General features: G+C 44.9%; 14 protein-coding genes, 1 tRNA gene and 1 pseudogene. 10 read left to right on the top strand and 6 right to left on the bottom strand.

Annotated features, from left to right (window positions below; all coding sequences use genetic code 11):
- Nucleotides 1-3 precede the first annotated feature (3 nt).
- The 7 genes and pseudogenes from NL646_RS07630 (at nucleotide 4) to NL646_RS07600 (ending at nucleotide 11,035) form a co-directional block, all read left to right on the top strand.
- On the top strand, nucleotides 4-2,424 hold the full coding sequence (locus NL646_RS07630) for a hybrid sensor histidine kinase/response regulator (protein ID WP_029850603.1): 2,421 nt from the start codon (nucleotides 4-6) through the stop codon (nucleotides 2,422-2,424).
- A 456-nt stretch (nucleotides 2,425-2,880) separates the two neighbouring features.
- Nucleotides 2,881-3,330 (top strand): L-alanine exporter AlaE, encoded by a 450-nt coding sequence (locus NL646_RS07625; protein WP_005459815.1) that lies wholly within the window; start codon nucleotides 2,881-2,883, stop codon nucleotides 3,328-3,330.
- A gap of 144 nt (nucleotides 3,331-3,474) precedes the next feature.
- Nucleotides 3,475-3,562 (top strand) — tRNA-Ser (locus NL646_RS07620).
- 457 nt (nucleotides 3,563-4,019) lie between these two features.
- A pseudogene (locus NL646_RS07615) lies at nucleotides 4,020-5,656 on the top strand (methyl-accepting chemotaxis protein).
- 424 nt (nucleotides 5,657-6,080) lie between these two features.
- Entirely contained in the window at nucleotides 6,081-7,220 is a 1,140-nt protein-coding gene (gene vmeA / locus NL646_RS07610) for a multidrug efflux RND transporter periplasmic adaptor subunit VmeA (protein WP_017448300.1), read from the top strand.
- A gap of 2 nt (nucleotides 7,221-7,222) precedes the next feature.
- Nucleotides 7,223-10,384, top strand: coding sequence for a multidrug efflux RND transporter permease subunit VmeB (gene vmeB / locus NL646_RS07605; RefSeq protein WP_005477950.1), 3,162 nt, complete (start codon nucleotides 7,223-7,225; stop codon nucleotides 10,382-10,384).
- 198 nt (nucleotides 10,385-10,582) lie between these two features.
- On the top strand, nucleotides 10,583-11,035 hold the full coding sequence (locus tag NL646_RS07600; RefSeq protein ID WP_020903997.1) for a MarR family winged helix-turn-helix transcriptional regulator: 453 nt from the start codon (nucleotides 10,583-10,585) through the stop codon (nucleotides 11,033-11,035).
- Between the two features lie 74 nt (nucleotides 11,036-11,109).
- On the opposite strand, the gene NL646_RS07595 is transcribed toward NL646_RS07600, so the two are convergent.
- Nucleotides 11,110-12,066 (bottom strand): AEC family transporter, encoded by a 957-nt coding sequence (locus NL646_RS07595; protein WP_253664053.1) that lies wholly within the window; start codon nucleotides 12,064-12,066, stop codon nucleotides 11,110-11,112.
- Between the two features lie 637 nt (nucleotides 12,067-12,703).
- Here NL646_RS07595 and trpS point away from each other — a divergent pair.
- Nucleotides 12,704-13,726, top strand: a complete 1,023-nt coding sequence (gene trpS, locus NL646_RS07590; protein ID WP_043046150.1) for a tryptophan--tRNA ligase — start codon at nucleotides 12,704-12,706, stop codon at nucleotides 13,724-13,726.
- Between the two features lie 70 nt (nucleotides 13,727-13,796).
- Here trpS and NL646_RS07585 read toward each other — a convergent pair whose 3' ends face one another.
- From NL646_RS07585 to NL646_RS07570, 4 genes are all read right to left on the bottom strand, one after another.
- Nucleotides 13,797-14,756 carry a chromosome partitioning protein ParA gene (locus NL646_RS07585; protein WP_253664052.1) on the bottom strand — a complete coding sequence of 320 codons (960 nt, stop codon included), beginning with the start codon at nucleotides 14,754-14,756 and terminating at the stop codon, nucleotides 13,797-13,799.
- Nucleotides 14,753-16,081, bottom strand: a complete 1,329-nt coding sequence (locus NL646_RS07580) for a sphingomyelin phosphodiesterase (protein ID WP_253664051.1) — start codon at nucleotides 16,079-16,081, stop codon at nucleotides 14,753-14,755. Before NL646_RS07580 ends, NL646_RS07585 begins: the two co-directional genes overlap by 4 nt.
- Before the next feature lie 250 nt (nucleotides 16,082-16,331).
- Nucleotides 16,332-17,102, bottom strand: coding sequence for a tRNA isopentenyl-2-thiomethyl-A-37 hydroxylase MiaE (locus NL646_RS07575; RefSeq protein WP_005459884.1), 771 nt, complete (start codon nucleotides 17,100-17,102; stop codon nucleotides 16,332-16,334).
- A gap of 124 nt (nucleotides 17,103-17,226) precedes the next feature.
- Nucleotides 17,227-17,991 carry a hypothetical protein gene (locus NL646_RS07570; protein ID WP_005459911.1) on the bottom strand — a complete coding sequence of 255 codons (765 nt, stop codon included), beginning with the start codon at nucleotides 17,989-17,991 and terminating at the stop codon, nucleotides 17,227-17,229.
- Nucleotides 17,992-18,305: 314 nt separating this feature from the next.
- On the opposite strand from NL646_RS07570, the gene cysB reads away from it, so the two are divergent.
- Together cysB and NL646_RS07560 are read left to right on the top strand one after the other, a co-directional pair.
- Nucleotides 18,306-19,280 carry an HTH-type transcriptional regulator CysB gene (gene cysB / locus NL646_RS07565; protein ID WP_005459882.1) on the top strand — a complete coding sequence of 325 codons (975 nt, stop codon included), beginning with the start codon at nucleotides 18,306-18,308 and terminating at the stop codon, nucleotides 19,278-19,280.
- 56 nt (nucleotides 19,281-19,336) lie between these two features.
- A complete protein-coding gene (locus NL646_RS07560) occupies nucleotides 19,337-20,533 on the top strand; it encodes a methyltransferase (RefSeq protein ID WP_140354120.1) in 1,197 nt (398 codons plus the stop codon).
- A 92-nt stretch (nucleotides 20,534-20,625) separates the two neighbouring features.
- Here the strand turns inward: NL646_RS07560 and ald are convergent, their stop codons facing one another.
- On the bottom strand, nucleotides 20,626-21,750 hold the full coding sequence (ald, locus tag NL646_RS07555; protein ID WP_005459904.1) for an alanine dehydrogenase: 1,125 nt from the start codon (nucleotides 21,748-21,750) through the stop codon (nucleotides 20,626-20,628).
- Between the last annotated feature and the right edge of the window lie 51 nt (nucleotides 21,751-21,801).

Below are 21,801 nucleotides of genomic sequence, written 5' to 3'. Positions count from 1 at the left end.
GATATGGAAATTCGTTCGTCACTTAGAAAAAAAAGCATTCTCGCTCTCACACTGTACCTGTGTTTTTTTATCGCTACGATAGGGTCGGTGGTGTACTTGGTGGTTGAGCCACCTGTCCGTGACAAACTAGAAAGAAATCTCGATTTACGTACCCAACTGCTTGCATCCCAGATAAAAGAGCCGCTCATCACATCCACAGGCGTACTGAATAGCTTAGTTGGGCTTGCGCAAAGCTCAAACCAAAGCGATTCCCTTAAATCGACCATCCCTCAGATTTTAAGATTAAGCGATGAGATCATCGTCAGTGGTGGATTGTGGCCCAAACCAGAACTCAAAGATGAACGATGGCGGTTTACCAGTCTGTTCTTTAACAAGAACAGTGAGGGGAACATCGATCAGATTCATTCATACAACAATCCAGAATCTGGCGGTTATGACAATGAGCCGTGGTATCGCGCAGCCGCTGAACAACCGTCAGGCTCGGTGAGTTGGTCTGCGGTGTATATTGATACTTTCACTCAAGTTCAAATGATTACCGCCTCTGCGCCGTATTATAGAAATGGAGAGTTTGCAGGCGTTGCGACGGTCGACCTTTCTTTGGAGGCCTTATTCCAGTTCATTCGTGAGCACACCAACCAATACTCTTTGGGGGTGGTCATTCGAGATGCTAACTCGAATGTCATCATCGAACACAACTTTCAAATCACCAAACAAATGTACATTAGTAAACTCGATTTTGGTGAATTTCATTGGAAGCTAGAAGTTGTCAATGCTAAGGCGAAAGTGGCAGATCAAGTGTTCGAGCAAGTCATGAGTGTTGAAGGCGGCATCATCCCATTCTTATTGCTATGCGTTCTCGTTGGGTACTATTTACTTAACCGATACATTGTCGAACCTATCGTACGAATCGCTACAAAAATTGATGATTCCAAAACTGGCGGGATCATTGATATCGATTACGGAAGTGAGGACGAAATCGGCCATCTCATTACCAAATTCAACGAGAAGACCATTTACCTCGAACAAGAGAGAGTAAAAGCCCAAGCGTCGACAAATGCCAAAACTGCTTTTCTTGCCACTTTGTCGCATGAAATCCGTACACCGATGAATGGGGTACTCGGCACCGCTCAAATCCTGCTCAAAACGCCGTTAACGGACGAACAAAGAAAACACCTCAGTACATTATACGATTCTGGTGATCACATGATGACGCTACTGAACGAGATTCTTGATTATTCCAAGATAGAGCAGGGACATGTAGAGTTTTCGAACTCGCCATTCCCCATAGAATCGATCATTGGCAGTATAAAAAGCGTTTATCATACCTTGTGTGCAGAGAAAGGATTGCAGTTTAAGGTGACGTCGTTAGTTCCTGTGGGACGCTGGTATGACAACGACAAAGCGCGCCTTCGTCAAGTGTTGTTTAATTTACTCAATAACGCCGTGAAGTTTACTGATAGAGGCATTGTTGAAGTGACGCTGAGTGAGCAAACTCACTATGACAAAACTGTGTTGGTTATCGCGATAAAAGACACGGGAATAGGGATATCTAAAGAGGCGCAAAAACGTATATTTCGCCCATTTGAGCAAGCAGAATCATCAACCACAAGGCGCTTCGGCGGGACTGGCCTTGGCCTTGCAATTGTTAAAGAGATCGCCGAGCACATGGGCGGTCATGTGACTGTGCAAAGCCAAGAAAATATCGGCACCACATTCACGGTTGAAGTTGAGATCTCTCCTTGCGAACCGGGGAAAGTGGAATCAGGACATAGGCACAAGCTCAATTGCAATGGTTTGAAGGCCTTGATAGTAGAGGACAATCGAACCAACGCCATCATTATGGAAACCTTCTTAAGAGCAAAGGGCTTTGAATGCTCAAGTGTTGAAAATGGACAGCTAGCGGTAAATAAAATAGCTGTAGAGCCGTTCGATTTAATATTGATGGACAACCATATGCCTGTCCTTGATGGAGTTGGGGCAATCTCAGCAATTCGCTCCATGAGCAGCGCTGCGAAGTCGGTACTGATCTTTGGTTGTACTGCAGATGTGTTCAAAGAGACCCAAGAGCGCATGTTAGGTGTAGGCGCTGACCATATCATTGCTAAACCAATAGTGGAGTCCGAACTGGATGATGCTTTGTACCGACATGCCGATTTGCTGTATCAATATCAAACCAAGCAAAATCAACAAGCATTAGAAGTGTTGGGAACCGATTCTTTGCTGATTAGCTTTTATGTCGCTCTAGATAATGGCAATCTCGGAGACGCTCTTGATGCGCTACTTGCTATAATGGATAGCCTTCAACCTAATACAGATGAGGTATTGTCGGAGGTAATCACTAGGATTAAACGCGATCTACTGCGTCAATCTCCACCCGATCAGGAAGATATAGACACATTAACTATGTTACTTGCTACGCCGTAATATACAGGTAAAAAAGCAGTCCATTTGTTTTCTTCGCCGCTCTTTTGGCTCTTCCTGAACTTCAGCGTATTTTTACCATATCGGTAGTGCTTTGTGCCGTCATTTATACTCTGAGTTTTTACATCTAGGTAGCATAAGCGTTTGCAATTGGTGTAATAAAACCAAATTTTGTTCCAATTCTATACCATCTACTCATTTTCAACCCTCTTAAAAGTAAGCCATTTCCATATTTTTGTGCCTTTTTTACCCGTAAAATCCTGTTTTTTCGCTAAAACGGTGAAAAAAACTACTTTTGTTTCTAAAGTTGGTTATTAATTTACAACTTCATTTTAAATATGGAGCCATAATCTACAAATGTTGTGATTTAATAGTGCCATTAACTGGTAATTAAGTTGTGTGGCAGTTAATCGTATTTAGTTCTTTATTAATTGCAGTGTTTGATTTTAGGGGTTGTAAATGAAGTCTCGTGGACCATTTTGTATTCGTCATGCCGCAGCGGATACTTTTGCTATGGTTGTTTTTTGCTTTATTACAGGGATGATTATCGAGATTTTGATTTCAGGAATGACGTTTGAGCAGTCTCTGGCATCACGCACGTTGTCTATACCAGTAAATATCGCGATTGCTTGGCCTTATGGCATGTTCCGTGATTGGGTTTTGCGCCAAGGTAACAAACTTTCACCTTCCTCTTTCATGAAAAATGTGTCTGATCTTGTATCGTATGTGCTTTTCCAATCACCTGTGTACGCCGGCATTCTTTTAGCCGTTGGTGCATCGTATGATCAAATTGTTACGGCAGTTGCGAGCAACGCTGTGGTTTCTTGTGGAATGGGCGTGTTATACGGCTACTTTTTGGATATGTGCCGTCGTTGGTTCCGCGTTCCGGGTTATCATCAAGGCGTTTGATTGACACTGTTTTGTTCAATTTAGTTACTTAGTGAGCAAACGAGTGTAAAAGAAGGCTTTTTTTACGGTTTAGCCTTGACCATGAGGCTCATAATCATTAAATTAGCGCCTCGTTAGCCAAGAATGCTAACCACAATTTGATTCGGTGAGTTGTCCGAGTGGCTGAAGGAGCACGCCTGGAAAGTGTGTATACGGCAACGTATCGAGAGTTCGAATCTCTCACTCACCGCCACATTCGAAGCCCTAGCAGAAATGCTGGGGCTTTTTCGTTTTATCAATTCGTATTTTTCTTCTTCCTTTCCTTTATTCTTCTCGAAAAGCCTATTTATATCCATCTATCTCAATTTATTTGTTGCTGTAAGCTTTAAACATAAATAGATCATCTGCCTAACGTCATTCACTGTTTGGTGTGATTCTAAGGAAAATATGAATAAAATCAGGCTACGTTGAAATCAACTTAGTACTATTTTGTTACATTTTTTACGTCGTGAATCATTTATTTTTCATCATTCTTGTGATTTGCCTCGATTAAAGAAAATTTCCTATAAATCAATTAATTGTTGAAAACAGAACCGTTATCAAAAAGACAAAAAATATTAGATAAAGTTGATCTAGTTACTCAGTTGAATAGTCCATTTGTTTGATATGATAGTGAACGAATTGTACATATATATTAAGGGAATCTATTCATGTTCCAAAACTTTACAATCAAACAAAAGATAGTGATTCCTCTATCTTTGATAATTGGATTGTTCACCGTGAGCTCAGTATTAAATGTTATGACAACGAGCAAGCAATCTGAATTAAGCGACACCTTAAATGAACAGATCGTACCCAACCTGTTCACGATTGAAGATGCGTACCGCGATCTTTACCAAGCGACTTCTGCTGTTCAAGGCATTGCCTTAGCAGAAACACAAGCAGATATTGATCATCACATTCACGAGTACAAAGACAATGCTTACAAAGCGTTGCCGCGTATGGAAAAAGTGATTGAGCTATCACGTGCGGGAGTGATGCCTGCATCACACGGTGCTGATGTGCAAAAACTGGTGACTTTAGGTCAAAAGTGGCTACAAAGTTACGAAGTGATGTTGAGCAGCCTCAATCTCAATGGCTAAGCTACTACAACGAGCACAAGAACACGTTTGAGGAGCAATTTGTTGATGTTCGAGCCCAGCTCAATGTCGTGAAAAGTGCTATCGAAGATAAGCAAGGTGAGTTGAAGTCAGACATTTCAGCGGCGACTGCACGAGCAGAATCGATTTTAGAAATGGGCATCATCGTTGTGATCTTAGCGGCGCTTGGCATGGTGTTCCTGCTGCTACGCACAGTACTTAAACCATTAAACGACATCAAAGACGCAATGGCGCAAATCGCTTCGGGTGATGGTGATCTTAGCCAACGAATCCAAATTAATACGCAAGATGAAATTGGTCAGCTGGCCAAGGCATTTAACGAGTTTGTTTCTAAAATCCAAGCGACCGTGTCACAGGTGATTGATAGCTCAAACACGCTTCGTCAAGAGATGGCAAACTTAAGCTCGCTCACTGAGACGATTGCAGATTCGACAGTATCTCAACAGCGCGATAGCGAAGCAGTTGCTGCGGCAGTGCATGAAATGCAAGTGACTAGCCGCAATGTGAGCGAGAGTGCAAATGAAGCAGCAGTTGCAAGCCAAACCGCGAATGATGAGCTTTCTAATACCAATGTGATTTTGGAGCAAACGGTCGGCTCGATTCGTGACTTGGCTGGAGAGATCGAAAGCACAAGCCATGTGATCAATACGCTAGATAATGATGTGAGCGATATTGCCTCTGTACTAGATGTAATTCGCGGCATTGCAGAACAGACTAACTTACTTGCACTGAATGCGGCGATTGAAGCGGCGCGAGCGGGTGAGCAAGGTCGTGGTTTTGCTGTGGTTGCTGACGAGGTACGCTCTCTTGCAAGTCGTACGCAGCAAAGTACGGGTGAAATCCAAGCTATGATTGAAAAGCTTCAGTCTGGTGCAGGGCAAGCTGTAGAAGTGATGCGTGGCAGCCAAAATAGCAGTGAAGAGACCATTCAATCTGCCGGGCGAGCAAGCGAATCTCTGGCTGAAATTCTCAATGCAATTTCACGCATGAATGAGATGAACACGCACATTGCAACTGCAGCGAGTCAACAAAGTACAGTGAGCGATGAAGTGAATACCAACGTTCAAGGTATTGCAGACAGCAGTACATCGATTGTTGATATCGTCACGCAGGCTCAGCAATCACTTGCGATGCTGTCACAACAAACTCAGAGATTGGATCAGCAAGTCAGCCAGTTCCGAGTTTAAGCTCTGACATTTGAAATTGATGCGAAACAGCCCGCCGATGTGCGGGCTCTTTTTTAGCTGACGTTTAACGTAGCTTTTCGCCAATTGGATTTAATCAATTAAATCTGGACTTGAACCCCAAATTCTGTACAAACACTCGCCGTTTTTATCATCAAATTACTCACTCTTTGACCCGTCCACTTGTACACAGAAAAGTGTGATTTCCAACACAATATCTTCAAATCTGAGAGTTCTATTGCACCTTTACAACAAACGCATTCGACAAGCGTATAGAAACGTAAATTTTGTTGTATGTACAACACTGGGTAATTATCATTCTAACTAATTTGTTTGGGATAGATGCATATCCACTAATCATAATCGAGCCATTCAGAACGCATTGAATTGGATATTTGTAGGGCTTGCAAAATAAGAGAGATGTTTCATGAGACGTAGAACCACGCTATCGCTGCTGATTGCATCGAGCCTGTTTATGGCGGGATGTCAACCAAGCCAAGAAGGAACTGAGCAAGGTGGTGGCGCCGCTCCCGCAACCGAAGTGAATGTGTTGACGGTTGAACCTGTTCGACAAGCTTTGACGGTTGAGTTGCCGGGCCGCAGCCGTGCATTTAAAGAGGCGGAAGTCCGCCCACAGGTAACGGGTATTATTTCAGAACGTAACTTTGTTGAAGGTGGCGTTGTGGAAAAAGGTCAGTCGTTGTATCAAATTGATGACTCTTCATTTCAAGCGGATTTGCTTAGTGCAGAAGCGGAGTTGATTCGTGCGCAAGCTTCTGAAGAATCGACGTTTGCAACCGTTAAACGTTACCGCGCATTGATTACCAAGAAATCGATCAGTCAACAAGATCTGGATGAAGCAGAAGCGGCTTACAAAGAAGCGAAAGCGCAAGTGCTCGTAGCCAAAGCGAAGATCAATACTGCAAAGATCAATTTGACTTATACCCGTGTGAAAGCGCCGATCAGTGGCGTGATCAGCAAGTCAAATGTGACTGCGGGAGCGTTGGTTACGGCAAACCAAGCCGACAAGCTAACGACGATTCAACAACTTGATCCGATCAACGTGGATATCGTTCAGTCTTCTGCTCAATTGCTACGACTAAAAGCGGCGCTTTCTCAAGGCCACATGCAAGAAGATCAATCTGCGCAAGTTGCATTGACGCTTGAAGATGGCTCGACTTACGAGCACAAAGGCACAATGAAGTTCACGGAAGTTAACGTGGATGAAAGTACGGGAAGCGTGACTTTGCGAGCGGAATTCCCAAATCCTGATGGTTTACTTCTTCCGGGTATGTTCGTGCGTGCGACCGTGATTACTGGTGTTGACCCTAGCGCGATTTTGATCCCGCAAAATACCGTGACTCGCGATGCAACAGGCAAAGCTTCGGTGATGACGGTGAGTGCTGATAATACCGTTGCGATTACGCCAGTCATCACGGCTGAAGTTATAGACAACCAATGGCGAATCATTGATGGATTAAAAGCCGGTGATCAAGTCATTACGGCGGGTTTGCAAAAGGTGCGTCCGGGTAGCCCAGTCACCATCCAAACGGGAGAGCAGGGATAATCATGGCTCGATTTTTTATTGATCGTCCGGTTTTTGCCTGGGTACTGGCGATTCTGACCATGCTTGCGGGGATCATGTCCTTGTTCAACTTGCCAGTGTCGCAATATCCAACTATTTCGCCGACCACGATCACCATCAGCGCGCGCTATCCTGGTGCTTCTGCTAAAACGGTAGAGGACTCTGTCACGCAGGTTATCGAGCAAAACATGACAGGCCTGGATTACCTACGTTACTTGTCTTCGAGCAGTGACGCTTTCGGCAATGCGACCATTACACTGACTTTTGATAGTGAAGCCGATCCTGATATCGCGCAGGTTCAAGTGCAGAACAAACTGCAATTGGCGTTGACTTCGCTTCCTATGGAAGTGCAAAGCCAAGGTATTGTGGTGAACAAATCTAACACCTCATTTTTGATGGTGGTGGCGGTTTATTCTGACGATCCAGATTTTACACAAAACGACATTGCCGACTTTGTGGTAACCAACATTCAAGACCCAATCAGCCGTGTGACGGGTGTGGGTCAAGTACAGGCTTTTGGTTCTCAATACGCGATGCGTGTGTGGCTTGACCCGTTTAAGCTGACTCAGTTCAACCTGACGGCAATTGACGTTGCGAATGCGATCAGTGAGCAGAATGCGCAAGTGTCATCTGGTCAATTGGGGGCAGCACCTGCGCAGAAAGGTCAACTGCTTAACGCGACGATTTCTTCTGCGAGTCGTTTAAGCAGTGTGGCTGAGTTCCAAAACATCATCTTGAAATCAGATGCGAGCGGTGCAAACGTTTATCTAAGAGACGTTGCTCGCATTGAGCGCGGAGCAGAAAGTTACGATATTCAAGGTCAGTACAACGGTTTGCCGGCGTCTGGTTTAGGTATTTCACTTGGTACAGGTGCGAACGCGCTGGAAACGGCGGCTGCAGTCAAAGAGCGTTTAGCAGAGTTAAGTGAAAACTTCCCAGATGGTCTGAAAGTCGCTTATCCATTTGAGACAACACCGTTTGTAGAAGCATCGATTCAAGAAGTAGTGAAAACGCTACTGGAAGCGATTGTGTTGGTGTTCTTGATTATGTACCTGTTCTTACAGAACTTCCGTGCAACGATCATCCCGACGATTGCGGTTCCGGTTGTACTCTTGGGTACGTTTGCCATTCTTTACGCGACTGGCTTCAGCGTGAATACCCTGACGATGTTTGCGATGGTTCTGGCGATTGGTTTGCTGGTGGATGACGCCATCGTTGTGGTAGAAAACGTTGAGCGTGTGATGCACGAAGACGGGCTCGATCCAAAAGAAGCCACTAAGAAATCGATGGGGCAGATCACTGGCGCGTTGATTGGTGTTGGTTTGACCTTATCGGCAGTATTCGTCCCGATGGCATTTATGTCAGGTTCGACCGGGGTAATTTACCGCCAGTTCTCGATCACCATCGTTGCTGCGATGACGTTGTCAGTGATGGTTGCGATCATCCTGACACCAGCGCTGTGTGCTACGTTACTGAAAAAAGGTGACGCTGAATTTACGGATAAAAAAGGCTTCTTCGGTTGGTTTAACCGTAAATTTGATTCGATGACCGCAGGTTATGAGGCTGGTGTAGCCAAGTTGCTAAAACGCACTGGGCGCATGTTGTTGGTGTTTGTGGCAATGAGCGCTGGTGCGGGTTGGTTATTTATGAATCTGCCGACGTCTTTCCTACCAGATGAAGACCAAGGTACGGTGTTCTCGATGGCAATCTTGCCGCCGAACTCGACTCAAGAGCAGACAGAAAAAACACTCGATAAAGTGCGTAGCTATTTCTTGGAAGAAGAAAAAGACAACGTGAGATCCGTGTTTACCGTGGCTGGTTTTAGCTTTGCTGGTCAAGGTCAAAACATGGGTATGGCGTTTATTGGCTTGAAAGATTGGTCTGAGCGTGAAGCGCCGGGTTCGGATGCTGCATCTTTGACAGGCCGTGCTATGGGTTACTTCTCAACCATCAAAGAAGCCATGGTATTTGCGTTTGCACCTCCTGCCATCCAAGAGTTGGGTAACGCAACGGGTTTTGATTTCTATCTACAAGACTCCCTGAGCCTTGGTCACGAAGCATTGGTTGCCGCACAAGGGCAATTACTGGGAATGGCAGCGCAGAATCCAAAACTAGTTGGTGTTCGTCCGAATGGCCAATCTGATGCGCCAATGTACCAAGTGCATGTTGATCACGTTAAATTGCGCGCGCTGGATGTCAGCATCAACGACGTGAACCAAATCCTATCCGCCGCTTGGGGTGGAGCGTATATCAACGACTACATTGACCGTGGTCGCGTTAAAAAAGTGATGGTGCAAAGTGACGCAGAGTTCCGTATGCAGCCAGAAGATTTTAACTCGTGGTATGTACGTAATGCGCAAGGTGAAATGGTGCCGTTCTCGGCGTTTGCTAGTGGTGAATGGACGTATGGTTCACCGCAGCTTCAACGCTTTAATGGCCTAGCTGCCATGAACATTCAAGGTGGTGCTGCTCCAGGTGTCAGTACGGGTGAAGCAATGGCTGAGATTGAAGCTATGGTTGAGCAGTTACCAGAGGGCTTTACGGTGAACTGGAACGGCATCTCTTATGAAGAGCGTTTGTCCGGCAACCAAGCTCCAATGTTGTACGCGTTGTCCATTTTGGTCGTGTTCCTAGTACTTGCTGCGTTGTATGAAAGCTGGTCTGTACCGCTTGCGGTCGTGTTGGTTGTACCTTTGGGCGTACTAGGCGCTGTGCTCGCAGTACTTGGTCGTGGAATGGACAACGACGTGTTCTTCCAAGTGAGTTTGTTAACCACAGTGGGTTTGGCAACGAAAAACGCGATTTTGATCGTTGAGTTCGCGAAAGAATATTACGAGAAAGGTGCAGGTCTGATTGAAGCTACACTGCACGCGGTGCGTGTGCGTCTTCGTCCAATCATTATGACGTCCTTGGCGTTTGGCTTGGGTGTGGTTCCGTTGGCAATCAGTGCTGGCGTGGGCTCTGCTGGTCAAAACGCGGTAGGTACTGGTGTGCTTGGAGGCATGATCAGTGCGACCTTGCTTGGCATCTTCTTTGTTCCGGTGTTCTTTGTTGTGGTAGAGCGTTTGTTTGATCGCCGTGCCCAAAAAGAAGCGCAGAAAGAGCGATCTCAAGAACTCGCTCCAGCAACGGAAAAGTCGGAGTAAGACTTCGTAAGCTTAACTGAGTTATACTAATAACAATAAACATAATAAAAGGGCGCGTAAGCGCTCTTTGTTTATGCTTTCAACTCGATGGTTTACGCCACCGATTTTGAATGAAGCCTAGGAAGAGCGATCTCGTTTCGAATTCCTCATAAAAAGGTCAGAAAGCATAACATGAAGCCATAAGTTAAATAGGCGGCTATGAAAGAGCAAAAAATTTCACCTATCTCCGTTTTGGATCAAAGCCCAATGTTTGTCTCTGGGGTGATGCAACGGATGTATCGCAACCGAGCGCAAGCAGAGTTATGTCGTCAAAATCAGATGACCTTAGAGATGGCCAGTGCGTTGGCAGCGTTAGAAGAGTTTCAGCCCATGAGTCAACAAGCGTTAGCCGATGCCGTTTTGACCGAACGAAGCGTTGCAAAGCGCATGGTCGATAACTTGGAAAAACGTGGTTTTGTGTGCGTTTCGAAGAGTGAGGCGAACCAACGACTGAAAATGCTCAGTTTGACGAAAGAAGGTGAAGTAACGATTAAGAAAGTTCATCAAATAATGAAGAACTTGCAGCGCGAATTCTTCTCTTGTTTATCAGAAGATGAGTCGGCAGAGTTTTTTCGTTTGGTAAGGAAAATGACATTAGCCAATCATTCGTAAGCGTTTTCTCTGCGTTAAATCTAAGCCTTTTTGTAAAGCCTCAGCTATATTCTGAGGCTTTTTTATTTCATTTTTCAGATCAAACCGTACGATTTTAGAACCACAATACCGAACGTGCAGGTGACGGTTGAAAGCACTGTTGTCAAAGCAATAATGTTGGCTGCCAGTACCGCATTTCCTCCCATTGAGCGGGCCATGACGTAACTCGCTGCCGCAACGGGCGAGGCGTTCATGAAGAATAAAATCCCCAATTCAATACCTCGAAAACCAACAAAATACGCGCCTAACGTGATAAACACTGGGGCGACAATCAACTTGTAACTGCTTGCAAACCAAGACGGGCTTTTTTCCTTTCTCATCAAACTAAAATCCAACGACCCGCCTGTACATAACAATGCGAGCGGCAACGTCATTTTCGACAGATAGTTACCCGCATCAATGACTACGTTTGGAACCGGAATCGACAACAAGTAGAAAAGCATACCTAAAACGATTGAGATGATAAGCGGGTTCTTCGTCAGTGTTCTTCCCATCATTTTTGCTGCTTGAGAGGCAGACGTAGCGCCTTTGGGTGATAGGCAGATCACCGCTTGAACGTTGTAGATAAATGTGGTGATGGCGACATACAGAGCAGCTAATGCGACACCCTGTGAACCATAAGCATTCGCAACGTATGCAATGCCGATAATGCCAGTGTTGGCGCGAAACCCACCTTGAATCAACACGCCCTGATCGGGAGAAGACTTAAACAGAATAGAAACGGATATGTAGGTGAAAATAAAAAACAGAATGCTCGCGACTACGCCGTAGTTGATGAAACCACTGGCGGCAGAAAAATCATGCTCAGAAGCCACAATACTGACAAACAACATGGCTGGCAGCGTGACCTTAAAAACCAGCTTAGAGCCTATTTCAATAAAGTTATCGTTGATGAGACCAAACCGTTTAAAGATAACGCCAAGCACCAACATTAAGCAGATGGGGCCGGTGATCGACAAAGAGAATTGCAACTGATGTAAAACAGAATCCATGTAAGTATCCGCAGCAAAAAAGAAAAAAGTCATTATTGTTTCGCTATTAAGCCACAAACTAGGGGGCGGGGAATAGGGAAGCGATGAAATTTTATTCTTATGTTGATTAGGATGTAAGTTGCATTCCGATATGAGCCTAATATCTCAGTTTGACCAAGCTCGACTGGTCGAAGGTTGCATATATTGGTTTACTACTCCGACTTATCGCACTGGAGATAAAACAGATCTCCAGCGCCGACAAGTGAAATGAAGTTGAGCCGTGCTCATTCCTTGTGCGGTTCTGGTGGTGATAAATAGGAGTCCATCGATGAAAAGTAAACACAACAAAACCGTTCTATGTGCATTTGTTTCTGGTTCGGTATTTGGTGCTGTTCTCGTTATCGCAATGTCCTTGCCGATGTAATCGGGCAAATTTTCACACACTGCATTTTCTTCACATTGGGATTGAGCATTGTCTTAGTCCCTGTTAGCTTAAGACGCATGAACTTATTCTTCACACCTTCATCATCATACTTTTTCTGGTGGCGCTCTATGTAGAGCGGCGCGGAATTCTTACATTCTTACGCTGCTGGAAGGTAGCGAAGAGTGTCTTGTCTTTTTATCTCCAGTAGCGATCTATTTTGACTAGGAGATAACCATGAACATCAAAGAAACGCATCAACAACGCGAAATCATTCTCACGGGGGACCGAGCTACAGGGCCTTTACACCTTGGTCATTACGTCGGTTCGTTACAACAGCGTGTGGCATTACAATCGGAGCATGACCAAACCATTCTGGTCGCCGATATGCAAGGCCTGACCGATAACGCGCACAATCCTTCAAAGGTATCTTCGAACATTCTAAACGTAGTCGCAGATTACCTTGCAGTTGGCATCGACCCCATTCAAACCACTATCTGTTTGCAATCTCAGCTGCCAGCCCTCGCAGAATTGACGATGTATTACAGCAACTTAGTTTCAATTGCTCGCTTAGAGCGTAACCCAACCGTAAAAAATGAAATTCAAAGCAAAGGTTTTGAGCGTTCAATTCCTGCAGGGTTCCTGACTTACCCAATTTCTCAAGCCGCTGATATAACGGGTTTTCGCGCTACACTTGTTCCGGTTGGGGATGATCAATTACCAATGCTTGAGCAAACGAATGAAATCGTGAGAAAGATTAACCACCTTGGCGGACAAGAGATCCTAAAAGAGTGCCGTCCGTTGCTTAGTGATGCGTCACGTTTACCGAGTACTGATGGCAAAAATAAAATGTCGAAAAGCATGGGCAATGCCATTAACTTAGGGGCGACTGAAAAGGAAATCTCAGTTGCAGTGAAATCCATGTACACCGACCCAAGCCACTTGCGCATCGAAGATCCTGGTCAAGTAGAAGGCAACATTGTGTTCACTTATCTCGATGCTTTTCACTCCGACAAAGAGTATGTCGAGCAACTCAAAGCGCACTATCGCCGTGGCGGGCTAGGAGATGGAACCACGAAAAAAGTATTGGAAGAATGCCTTCAAGAAATGCTGCGTCCGATCCGAGAGAAACGGGCGTTGTATTTGAACGACAAAGCGCAACTTATCGAGATTCTTAAACATGGCAGTCAAGTCTCTCGAGAAAAAACAGAACAAGTTTTGTTCGATGTTAAGGGGGTATTTGGCTTGAACTTGTTCTGAAATAGGTTCGGGAGCACAAAGTAAAAAGGCACGAAAGCTAACCTGCAACGTGCTTTTTTGTATGCGCACCTTATGAAGCAAAGAAATCGCGACGAAAATTTGCTATCTCTTGTTGATAGTAACGCTGCCAGTCAGATTCAGACCAACTCGCGTGGCTGGTGGCTCTTTGTGTTGCCAATCTGGATTCGAGCTGTTTTAGCTCGGTTTGATAGCTGCGAACTTGCTGCTTTTGTTTTGCTATTTGTTGTTCACGAGTGCGGATTTGGTTGCTTTCTTGTTCCGACAGATAGTTTTTCTGCAACTCTTGAATCAAGGTTTGTCTCTCGATCCCATTCATACTTACAGGGATCAGAGCCACCGCTCGTTCATATTTTGTTTGGTTGCTGTCTAACCCCAAGGCGTTTTCGTTCCCCTGCCATTCGGTGATTAAATCCTCGAATGCTTTCACGTAATCCTGAGCTGATACGGCGTCAAGTTGCTCGGCTTGTAAGTTGAAGTCGTAAAGTGCGAACTCATCGGCGAAAATCACCTCGGCGAGCTCTCCCCAAATCTTTCTCGCTTCGGATTTTAATCGTGCGACACGAGAGGCGAGCGGTTGCTGCTCATCAAACAACAAATTGCCAACGCTTTGCTGCCAAAGGCCATCGAGTTGATGGTAGTTCGCTAACAAATTAAAGCGCTCTGCAGACAAATCTATAGCTAGTTCATTAAGTTTGAATTCGCAATTGAGCTCGGACATACAGGTGTGCCAAAACGTCTCGATTTCTGCTTTCAATGCTCGACCTTTAGAACGGTTTAGTCGCTCTGCAAGATCTTGAATCTCTGTGGGCATGTTGTCTGATTTTGACTTGGACTTTTGAGTACTGCTTTGACGCTGGGGTGGCCTCGAATCACTATCAACCAATGCGATTGATTTATCCTGCAACTCCGAAGAAAGCTGCGTTAAGTGATCGCGCTCGTCGACATTGACTGAAAACCAAACTATGCCCGCCAAAACGGCGGACACAGTGATTAGTAAGCTGAGCTTCATGGCTTGATCACGGCGCTGACAGGGAAGTGATCCGACAGGTTGTAATGTTTCCACAACCCCTCAGCCGTTGAACGTGGAACATCAACGCGATTGTCGTTAAACGATTTCACGCCATATTCGTTGCTCACCATGACGTAATCGAGGTATTCCACATTTTCGCCACCAGATAGTGCTTCGCCTGCTAAGTTATTGATACGAGGGTCGAACGTAGACGCTGTATAGCCAGAGTATTGAGGCTCCATCGCACTTAGGTTTGCGATCATCTGCTGGTAATCTCCAGGGAACTTCAGCTTGTTTACATTAAAGTCACCACTGTAAACGACCGTTTCGTTATTCGGAATGTTGAGAGACTGCGCCATAGTGCGCATTTGTTGAAATTGACGCTGACGATACTCACGCGCTGTATCAGTATCGAAAGACGCGGTATGTGTAGCAAAAACATGGTAGGCCTGACCACCTTTGATGATCTCTGCGTAGTTTACGCCTTTATCAGCGAAACAATCGGTACCCGAACAATCTGGGAACACGTATTGTGCCTCGTTGACGATAGGGTAACGACTCACAATGACTACGCCTCCGTCGTAAACGTTGAAACCATCTTTATCCAACATTTTCGTTTGGTATGGGTACTCTTTTGCAAGCTCACGTAAAAATGCATCACGACCACTAGCAAAAACCTCTTGCAATGCCAGTACGTCATAGCCTTTTACGTAATCGGGGATTAACTCGTAACGTTCACCAATATGTGACGCAATCGCAGGCAAGGCCCAAATGTTGTAAGTCATCAGTTTGAGATTTTGCTCGTTGTTATCGACGGCTTCATCCACTTTGCTTGGTGTGACGGTGTAGTACAAATCGTCATAACGCGCGGTGCTATCCGATTTAAATGCTAGCTCTGCGCTGCGAGAGCCAAACGCCTCGGTATTTGAACGATGAATCGTGCGATCGTCTTTTAATGCCAAGTTCACGTCGGCGGCTGATAAACCGTACTCAATGGTCGAGTTGTACCAATGTCCTTCCATGACTTGGTGGAGTGTAATGCTTTCACCTTGCGGGTTAGATACGACAGTTTCAAAGCGATAGTTCTGACCCGATTTCACCCCTTCCCAACGATTAAAACTCAGTACGGGCTTTGTTTCCCAAGGGCCTAATACTTCTACGTGTTGCTGCCATTCTTCTCCGTATTGCAGCAGATCACTGCCATCGTGTTTGACCTGAATGGTTAATGGTTGGTCTGAGTTATTGGTGAGGTATACGTCCGTATCAGCCAAGCTCGGCAATACTACTAAAGTGCTCAGCAAAAGACTCCACTGCGAAAATTTCATCTTGTTTATCCATGATTTGTGTTAGAGCAATCATTCTTATTTATAAATGTTACTCGAGCGTTAAAGATGGATGACAGCTTATGGTTCGATGAAAATAATTCGCTACTTGTGACCTTGGTTTTAACGGAGTTGGTAAACAAAATGAAGTTACAGGCGCGGTTTATACAGACGGAGAGGTAGGTTGAAATGGTGAGATTTAAAACTAAAAAGCCAGACTCACATCTGGCTTTTTAGTGACGGTTTAGCACGGCTAAGCAGGTATACCACTGTGGAACTTGAAGTCTTCGTCGGGAGTTGAAATTAGCTCAGCTTCGATACGGCCGAAGTATGCAATACGCTCGCTGATATCTTTGCCTGCAATCTGCTCAGCCAGTACAAGGTAGTCTTGATAATGGCGTGCTTCAGAGCGGAGTAGGGAAACATAAAACTTCGCAATGTCTTCATCCATGTGCGGCGCAAGTTTGGCGAAACGTTCACATGAGCGAGCTTCGATGTAAGCGCCGATAATGAGCTTATCGATAAGCGTCTCGGGCTCATGAGTCTTCATGTGTGAAATCAGCGTTTTTGCGTAGCGGCTTGCGGGAATGTTTTTGTATTCCACGCCACGGCTCTCCATGATTTCCAGTACTTGATAGAAGTGATGTAATTCTTCTTTGATCAATAGAACCATTTTATCGATCAGATCTTGGCTATACGGCGAATCAGATTTTGCCATGATGGCTTTCGAAATATTGCTCTTACCTTTTAATGTCTCTAATGAGCCGATTTTTCGGTAAGCGAAATCTTCATACGGTTTGAACCAGTCAAGTAAGGCATGTGAACTGTCTTTATCTACTGCGTATTTGCGGATCAAGAACATGGCTGACTGACCTGCTTTTAGCTCGCACAGTAAGTGATCCAATAAAATGGTTTGCAAGTTTTCTGGTTTCTTTGCTTCTTCAACCCATTCGTTGGGTGTGCTGCATTGCAGAAATTGATTGATAGGAGCAAGAAGATCTTGATAGGCGTCGAGATTAATCATTTTATTTTTAGTACGTTACGTTCAAATTTGGTTCATCCAGAGCATAAGTAAAACGGAAATCTGGATAGAAAAAAGGCTGCAAACGCAGCCTTTAATCGGATAGGGCGAAAAGCTGGTGGGGATATTACCACTTTTTCTTCTCGCCGAAGAGTGCTTCCATGTCGTTGTCACGCTCTTTGTCTGCCATTTGCTGCATTTCTGCATCGCTTTTGTCTTGGCGTTTTTTGTCTAAGTCGCCAAGCATCTCTTCAAGCTTTTGTTTTGCTTGGATGGAGTACGGATCGCTTTTTGTACTCAGCGCATCGATACCTTTGCGAAGCAGTTGTAGCGCAGTGCCCGGTTGGCCGCGAGCAATGGAATCGTTCGCTCGCTTAATCACGTTTTCGATGTTGATGCGAATTTGCATCGTTTCCAAACGCGCATTTTCGGTTACGTAAGTCTGGGTGTCTAATCGGCCTTTGTTGTGCTCGTTTCGAACGGTGTCACGCAGGCGCTTAACCAGCTTAAGCATCACGATGGCTTGCTTATCGCTGCTTGGCATTTTGAAAGAGGTACTTTCACCAGTCGGACCGTTTTCTTTTAGCTGTCCGATTTGCTGCTTCATATTCTCTATGCGTTGAGTGAGCTGCTTATTTTTCGGGTCAAGCTCATGCATGCTTTCTAGTGCATCAAGAATACGATTGTTTAGGCACAGCAGAAGCTCCTTACTAAAAGGAATATGGTGTGCGTGACCAATCAGTTCTTCAGTGCCATCAATAAGTGCAACATAGCGTGCCGATTCCTGCCTTTTGGCGGTTTCAACTTTAACCTTGTATTGCAACATGATGTTATAGCCTAGGATTAATACCAGTAGGATGGCTACCAAAGCGATTATTAAACCAATATTCATATCTTTGCGTCTGCTTTTACTTTTCTACGGCTAGCGTTCAAGAATACATGAATCTTATCTTACTCGGCACCTTATTTGTTTGATTATTTTGCCTCACCCACGTTTTCGTTACTGATAGAACCAACATCACTAAAATCGATGTTTTTATAAGCTCAACATTGTGCATATTGTTTCTTTGCTTAAGGTTATCAGCTATATGTTAGAAATTACTGTTCATTTCGTTGTGATCGCGTTATAACTAATCATTATATCGCTCGTAAGAGCGGTCAATTTAGTTATGACATTATTATCTCGTGAATGAGTAAGGGATTACGATGAAACTGCAGCAGCTGAAGTACATTGTTGAGGTTGTGAACCATAACCTAAACGTTTCTGCGACGGCAGAGAGTTTATACACCTCTCAGCCTGGTATTAGTAAGCAGGTTCGTTTACTAGAGGATGAGCTGGGAATCCAGATCTTCGAACGAAGTGGTAAACATTTAACGCAAGTGACACCAGCAGGTGAAGAGATCGTTCGTATTTCCCAAGAAATCCTTGCTCGTGTTGAGAGCATCAAAGCGGTAGCGGGCGAGCATACTCACCCTGAAATGGGCACGTTAAACATTTCAACAACCCATACTCAAGCGCGCTATGCATTACCTGATGTCATCAAAGGTTTTACGGCACGTTACCCGAAAGTGTCTTTGCACATGCATCAAGGTACGCCTTCTCAAATGTCTGAAGCGATTGCAAAAGGTACAGCCAACTTTGCGATTGCAACAGAAGCTCTCCATCTTTACCAAGATGCTATCATGTTGCCTTGTTACCACTGGAATCGCTCTATTGTGGTGCCAAAAGATCATCCGTTGGCGAAGAAAGACTTAGTTACTATTCACGATTTAGCTGCTTATCCTTTGGTGACTTATGTGTTTGGATTTACTGGTCGCTCTGAGTTAGATACCGCTTTCAACCGTGAGGGTTTGACGCCGCGAGTCGTGTTCACTGCAACCGATGCGGATGTGATTAAAACGTATGTGCGCATGGGTATCGGTGTTGGTGTGATTGCGAGCATGGCCGTCGATGAAGAGCAAGACCGCGATTTGGTTGCTATTGATGCGAGCCATTTGTTTGGTGCAAGTACAACCAGTATTGGTTTCCGCCGTGGCACGTTCCTGCGTTCTTACATGTTTGACTTTATGGAGCGTTTCGCACCGCACTTAACGCGCCCTGTTGTAGAACAGGCGATTTCTCTTAAGTCGAATGCTGAAATTGAAGAGATGTTTAAAGACATCGAGCTTCCGGTAAGATAACACTTCATTCAAGTTACGATTCCCCCTACAATCCATCCCAAATTGTAGGGGGAGCTATGCAAACGCAATTTCAATTTATTAATGACTGCTTAATTGAGAATCAACCATTATGGCGATTCGAGCCATTTCAAAGTAGCATTCAACCATCATTACCTTGGCAGGAAACACACCCTCAGCTTTGCCAATGGTTAGAATCGCTTTCTCCCTCTCAAATAGAAACTCTCAAAGCTGACCCAGACCTTGCGTTGGCTGAAATCAGTGTGTTTTTGCCAGATTTACCATCCTTACTTAGGCATACACAGTTAGAGTCGATGGCATTAGATGGCCTAGCGCTAGAAAGAGGGTTAGACAGTGGAATCCCAGGGCGCAAGCTAGAACAGATCACAGCGATGGGGGAGGCAGCGATTCAATCTCATCAAGGTGAGCAATGGTTAGAGTGGTGCTCGGGTAAAGGATACTTAGGTCGGATCTTAACCACGCAAACCGATCAACCAGTGACCAGTTTTGAATATCAACAAGCGTTATGCGACTCCGGCCAACAAGCCGCGAATGAACATCATTGGAAAATGACCTTTATCCAAGGTGACGCGTTTGATCCTCAAAACAAGGCAGTATTCAAACCCACGCAACATGCTGTCGCACTGCATGCTTGTGGTGACCTTCATGTTCGGTTGATGGAATATGGAAGTGAAGCCGGCATCGCGGCGATGACGATTTCACCTTGCTGTTATCATTTGATTCAAAGCGAGACGTACCAAGCGTTATCCCAATCAGTACGAGCGTCTGAACTCATTTTGTCTAAGCATGAACTGCGCATTCCATTGCAACAGACGGTGACAGGCGGTGAACGTGTGCGTCGCCATCGTCAACAAGAGATGGTATTCAGGCTTGGTTTTGATTTACTGACACGTGAGATTTTGGGAGTTGATGAGTATCAACCCGTGCCAAGCATTCGAAAATCACAGTTAAGTGATGGTTTTGAGGCATTGTGTCTCTGGGCTGCGAAAGAAAAAGGTATCGAGATTAACCAAGCGATTGACTTTGCCGAGTTTGAAAAGCGGGCAATAAAACGTTTTTGGCATATGGAAAGGATGAGCTTAGTGCAACTGGTTTTTCAGCGACCTTTGGAGATCTGGCTCGCATTAGACAAAGTGCTTTATCTTGAAGAACGTGGTTATCGTGTTAGATTGGCAGAGTTTTGCCCTAAATCAGTTACGCCGAGAAATATTTTAATTTGTGCATATAAGAATTAGTTATTTTTTATATCTAAATCGACTATATGAAAAAGCCCACTTTATTGTGGGCTTTTGTAAACAAAACGTGACAAAATTGCTTAATTTTGTTGTTAGTTGAACATGGCGATAGCTTGTTCAGGATCTACATATTCAAGGTCAAAGCTTTCTGCAACTTCTTTACAAGTGACTTTACCGTGAATCACGTTTAGACCTTCTAGGAAGCCTTTGTCTTCCAGAAGAGCTTGTTGATAGCCTTTGTTTGCAAGTTTCACAATGTAAGGGAGAGTGGCATTATTCAATGCGAAAGTTGAAGTACGTGCAACTGCACCAGGCATATTTGCTACACAGTAGTGAACGACATCATCAACCACGTAAGTAGGCTCGGCGTGTGTTGTCGCGTGAGATGTTTCGAAACAACCACCTTGGTCGATAGCTACGTCAACGATTGCTGCGCCTGGCTTCATCTTAGCAATATGCTCTTTTGTTACCAGTTTCGGAGCTGCCGCGCCTGGGATTAGAACTGCACCAATAACAAGGTCTGCTTCTAGAACATGCTTCTCGATAGCGTCTTCTGTAGAATAAATGACTTTCGCTTGCCCTTGGAATTCTTCATCCAGTTTACGCAGAGTGTCTACGTTGCGGTCAAGAATTGTTACGTCTGCGCGAAGGCCAACAGCCATACGAGCTGCGTTTGCACCAACGACACCACCACCAACGATAACGACTTTAGCAGGCTCAACACCAGGTACGCCGCCAAGAAGTAAACCACGACCACCGTGTGATTTTTCTAACGTTTGCGCACCCGCTTGGATAGACATCCGACCTGCCACTTCTGACATTGGTGCTAACAGTGGCAAACGACCCATATTATCTGTTACAGTCTCATAGGCTATACAGACAGCTTTGCTCTTGATTAGCTCATCAGTTTGTGGAAAATCTGGTGCTAGGTGTAAATAAGTAAATAAAATTTGCCCTTCGCGGAGCATTGCTCTCTCAACTGCTTGGGGTTCTTTTACTTTTACTATCATGTCTGCTTGCGCGAAAACGTCTGCAGCATGAGGGAGAATGGATGCGCCGACGGCGATGTAATCATCGTCTGAAAAACCAATGCCGGCACCTGCATTGGTCTCAACTAAAACTTGGTGGCCATGTGAGATGAGTTCTCTCACGCTGGCAGGGATCATACCCACACGGTATTCGTGGTTCTTGATTTCCTTAGGTACGCCAATGATCATCCTGTATCCTCTTTCTATAATGGTTGTAAAAACTATTTGTAGGGTGTTATT

The sequence above is a fragment of the Vibrio sp. Y20_XG_PY13 genome (genome assembly GCF_024181925.1).
Classification (GTDB): Bacteria; Pseudomonadota; Gammaproteobacteria; order Enterobacterales; family Vibrionaceae; genus Vibrio; species Vibrio parahaemolyticus.
Note: the sequence above shows the minus strand (reverse complement) of the source record. Positions and strands in the feature narration are given on the sequence as shown.

Excerpts from the sequence above, each read along its gene's own strand:
- NL646_RS07570 (WP_005459911.1), bottom strand. The coding sequence starts at position 17,991 with ATGAATATTGGTTTAATAATCGCTTTGGTAGCCATCCTACTGGTATTA.
- NL646_RS07625 (WP_005459815.1), top strand. The coding sequence starts at position 2,881 with ATGAAGTCTCGTGGACCATTTTGTATTCGTCATGCCGCAGCGGATACT.
- trpS (WP_043046150.1), top strand. The coding sequence starts at position 12,704 with ATGAACATCAAAGAAACGCATCAACAACGCGAAATCATTCTCACGGGG.
- cysB (WP_005459882.1), top strand. The coding sequence starts at position 18,306 with ATGAAACTGCAGCAGCTGAAGTACATTGTTGAGGTTGTGAACCATAAC.
- NL646_RS07560 (WP_140354120.1), top strand. The coding sequence starts at position 19,337 with ATGCAAACGCAATTTCAATTTATTAATGACTGCTTAATTGAGAATCAA.
- NL646_RS07595 (WP_253664053.1), bottom strand. The coding sequence starts at position 12,066 with ATGGATTCTGTTTTACATCAGTTGCAATTCTCTTTGTCGATCACCGGC.
- vmeA (WP_017448300.1), top strand. The coding sequence starts at position 6,081 with ATGAGACGTAGAACCACGCTATCGCTGCTGATTGCATCGAGCCTGTTT.
- vmeB (WP_005477950.1), top strand. The coding sequence starts at position 7,223 with ATGGCTCGATTTTTTATTGATCGTCCGGTTTTTGCCTGGGTACTGGCG.
- NL646_RS07630 (WP_029850603.1), top strand. The coding sequence starts at position 4 with ATGGAAATTCGTTCGTCACTTAGAAAAAAAAGCATTCTCGCTCTCACA.
- NL646_RS07600 (WP_020903997.1), top strand. The coding sequence starts at position 10,583 with ATGAAAGAGCAAAAAATTTCACCTATCTCCGTTTTGGATCAAAGCCCA.
- NL646_RS07580 (WP_253664051.1), bottom strand. The coding sequence starts at position 16,081 with ATGAAATTTTCGCAGTGGAGTCTTTTGCTGAGCACTTTAGTAGTATTG.
- NL646_RS07585 (WP_253664052.1), bottom strand. The coding sequence starts at position 14,756 with ATGAAGCTCAGCTTACTAATCACTGTGTCCGCCGTTTTGGCGGGCATA.
- NL646_RS07575 (WP_005459884.1), bottom strand. The coding sequence starts at position 17,102 with ATGATTAATCTCGACGCCTATCAAGATCTTCTTGCTCCTATCAATCAA.
- ald (WP_005459904.1), bottom strand. The coding sequence starts at position 21,750 with ATGATCATTGGCGTACCTAAGGAAATCAAGAACCACGAATACCGTGTG.